At 58.6% G+C, this 203-nt stretch carries 1 protein-coding gene; it reads left to right on the plus strand.

The genetic code is table 11. The annotated features are described in order from the left end of the window. A partial coding sequence (locus tag HU720_RS24085) for an immunoglobulin-like domain-containing protein (protein WP_346656619.1) occupies window positions 1–203 on the plus strand: 203 nt, incomplete at both ends.

The following is a 203-nucleotide window of genomic DNA, read 5'->3' on the forward strand; positions in this document are numbered from 1 at the left end:
CCGAATCCAGCGGAAACCCAAGTCACTGACACCATCGACACTTCGACTGTCACGCTGACTGCCAGCAGCAACTCGGTAGCCGAAGGCGGCACCATTACCTACACCGCTTCGGTAAACCACGAAGTAACCGGCAGCGACCTGGTAGTGAAACTGGCCAACGGCCAGACCATCACCATCCCAGTTGGCCAGTCGTCGAGCTCGGT

This window comes from Pseudomonas sp. SWRI51, from assembly GCF_014268825.1.
GTDB lineage: Bacteria > Pseudomonadota > Gammaproteobacteria > Pseudomonadales > Pseudomonadaceae > Aquipseudomonas > Aquipseudomonas farsensis.